At 61.2% G+C, this 3038-nt stretch carries 3 protein-coding genes; all 3 read right to left on the bottom strand.

Annotation, left to right across the window (positions count from 1 at the left end):
• Window positions 1-36: 36 nt before the first annotated feature.
• The 3 genes from folD to AC2FJF_RS24275 are packed head-to-tail and all read right to left on the bottom strand — an operon-like array spanning window position 37 to window position 3019.
• The gene (gene folD, locus AC2FJF_RS24285; protein ID WP_496727555.1) at window positions 37-927 is read right to left on the bottom strand and encodes a bifunctional methylenetetrahydrofolate dehydrogenase/methenyltetrahydrofolate cyclohydrolase FolD; all 891 of its coding nucleotides are present in this window, start codon (window positions 925-927) and stop codon (window positions 37-39) included.
• Between the two features lie 52 nt (window positions 928-979).
• On the bottom strand, window positions 980-1285 hold the full coding sequence (locus AC2FJF_RS24280) for a chorismate mutase (protein ID WP_496727554.1): 306 nt from the start codon (window positions 1283-1285) through the stop codon (window positions 980-982).
• Between the two features lie 57 nt (window positions 1286-1342).
• Entirely contained in the window at window positions 1343-3019 is a 1677-nt protein-coding gene (locus AC2FJF_RS24275) for a formate--tetrahydrofolate ligase (protein WP_058273699.1), read from the bottom strand.
• Between the last annotated feature and the right edge of the window lie 19 nt (window positions 3020-3038).

Below are 3038 nucleotides of genomic sequence, written 5' to 3'. Positions count from 1 at the left end.
CGTTAAGGCGCATTATTTGCGCCCTAACGCACCAGGTCAGGCTGTGAGGCCTTCTGGTTCTGGGAGTTTGTTTGCGCGGCAGGCGGCGGTAAGTGTGTTGGCCAGCAGGCAGGCGATGGTCATGGGGCCGACACCTCCGGGGACCGGGGTGATGGCGCCGGCGCGTGCGGCGGCGCTGGTGTAGTCGACGTCGCCGACCAGTTTGTTCTTGCCATCGCGTTCAATGCGGTTGATGCCCACGTCGATGACGGTGGCGCCTTCTTTGATCCAGTCACCGGGCACCATTTCGGGGCGGCCAACGGCGGCCACGACGATATCGGCGCGGCGGACCACGTCGGGCAGATCCTTGGTGCGGCTGTGCGCGATGGTCACGGTGCAGCTGTCGCCCAGCAGCAGCTGCGCCATCGGCTTGCCCACGATGTTCGAGCGTCCGATCACAACCGCATCCATCCCCGACAATGAGCCATGGTGATCGCGCAGCATCATCAGACAGCCCAGCGGGGTGCAGGGCACCATCGATTTCTGACCGGTGCCCAACAGGCCCACGTTGGAGATATGGAACCCGTCCACATCCTTGGCCGGGTCGATCGAATTGATCACCAGATCTTCGTTCAGATGCTTGGGCAGCGGCAATTGAACCAAGATTCCGTGCACAGCCGGATCGTTGTTCAGCGTGTCGACCAGCGCCAGCAGGTCCTCTTCCGAGGTATCGACATCCAGCTTATGCTCGTACGAGTTCATGCCGACCTCAACGGTCATCTTGCCCTTGGAGCGGACATAGACCTGGCTGGCTGGGTCTTCGCCGACCAGAACCACGGCCAGGCCGGGGGTAATGCCGTTTTCCTCTTTCAGCTTTGCGACCTGATCGGCCACTTGCGCGCGCACTTTGGCCGCAAAGGCCTTGCCGTCGATAACCTGGGCTACCATCCTTTGATCCCTTCTTTCAAAAACGGATCGGGCGCGTGAAGCGCCCGGTCATTCAGTCCGGGCCGAGAACACGTTCCTCACGTGCAATCGACCAGTCAATCAACATGCGCCACAGTCCTTCGGCCAAATCCGGATCCATTCCCAGCTCGGCCGAGCTTGCGCGCACGCGGTGCACCACGTCTTCGACACGGTCCGGGATACGGGCAGGCAGGCCCTCGCCCGGCTTCAGCTCGGACGCGCGGTCAATGTAGCCTGCGCGCGCCACCAACATTTCGATCAGTTGGCGGTCCAGCTTGTCGATCTGAACCCGCAGATCCTGCATCGTTGCACAGTCTTGCGGCGGTGTCAGAGTGGGCATCGCGATCTCCTCATGGCCCGGGAAAACCCCGGACCACGAGATGTCCTATTCGGCGGCTTAGAACAAGCCCTCGATCTCACCTGCGTCATTGAGGCAGATGGTTTCCGCAGCCGGTTTGCGTGGCAGACCGGGCATGGTCATGATCTCACCGCAGACCACCACGATAAAGCCGGCCCCCGCGCTCAGACGTACCTCACGCACCGGAACCGAATGGCCGGTGGGCGCGCCGCGCAAAGTGGGGTCGGTCGAGAACGAATACTGCGTCTTGGCCATGCAGACCGGCAGATTGCCGTATCCGGCCTCTTCCCACTCGCGCAGCTGGTTGCGGATCTTGTTGTCGGCCAGAACCTCGTCGGCGCGGTAGATACGCTTGGCGATGGTTTCGATCTTTTCGAACAGCGGCATGTCATCGGGGTAGATCGGTGCGAAGTTGGCACTGCCGCCCTCGACGATCTCAACAACCTTCTCGGCCAGCGGCGCAGAGCCTTCCGAGCCCAGCTCCCAGTGACGCGACAGAACCGCCTCAACCCCATGCGCGGCGCAATAGTCGCTGACCGCCTGCACTTCGGCATCGGTGTCGGTAACGAAGTGGTTGATGGCAACCACAACCGGCACGCCAAAGGATTTCACGTTCTCGATGTGACGGCCCAGGTTGGCACAGCCCGAGTTGACCGCGTCGACGTTTTCCGCACCCAGATCGGCCTTGGCAACGCCGCCGTTCATCTTCATCGCACGCACGGTGGCAACCAGCACCACTGCAGACGGCGCGATGCCCGCCTTACGGCACTTGATGTTCATGAACTTCTCGGCGCCCAGATCGGCCCCAAAGCCAGCCTCAGTCACAACGTAGTCAGCCACTTTCAAAGCAGTCTTGGTGGCAATGACCGAGTTACAGCCATGCGCGATGTTGGCGAAGGGGCCACCGTGGACAAAGGCCGGGTTGTTTTCCAGCGTCTGCACCAGGTTCGGCTGCATCGCGTCTTTCAGCAACACGGTCATCGCGCCTTCGGCCTTGATGTCGCGGCAGTAAACAGCAGTCTTGTCGCGGCGATAGGCCACGATGATGTCACCCAGACGCTTTTCCAGATCCTTCAGGTCGTTGGACAGGCACAGGATCGCCATGACCTCGGACGCCACGGTGATGTCAAAGCCGGTTTCGCGCGGGAAGCCGTTCGACACCCCACCCAGAGACGCCGTGATCTGACGCAGGGCGCGGTCATTCATGTCGACCACGCGACGCCATGCGACGCGGCGTACATCGATCTCGGCTTCATTGCCCCAGTAGATGTGGTTGTCGATCATCGCCGACAGCAGCGAATGCGCCGAGGTGATGGCGTGGAAATCCCCGGTGAAGTGCAGGTTCATTTCCTCCATCGGAACAACCTGCGCGTACCCGCCCCCTGCAGCGCCGCCCTTCATGCCGAAGTTCGGGCCCAGCGAGGCTTCGCGGATACAGATCATCGCATTCTTGCCAATGCGGTTCAGACCATCACCCAGACCAACGGTCGTGGTCGTCTTACCCTCACCCGCGGGGGTCGGGTTGATCGCGGTGACCAGCACCAACTTGCCGTCTTCGCGACCCTGGACCGAGTTGATGAACTCCTGGCTGACCTTCGCTTTGTCATGGCCGTAGGGCAGCAGATCAGCAGAATCGATGCCAATCTTAGCGCCAATTTCCTGAATAGGCTTCTTCTGCGCCTCGCGCGCGATTTCAATGTCCGATTTATAGCTCATTGGGCAAAACCCCCGGTTG

It is taken from the genome of Ruegeria sp. CDSB013, from assembly GCF_059611165.1.
Note: the sequence above shows the minus strand (reverse complement) of the source record. Positions and strands in the feature narration are given on the sequence as shown.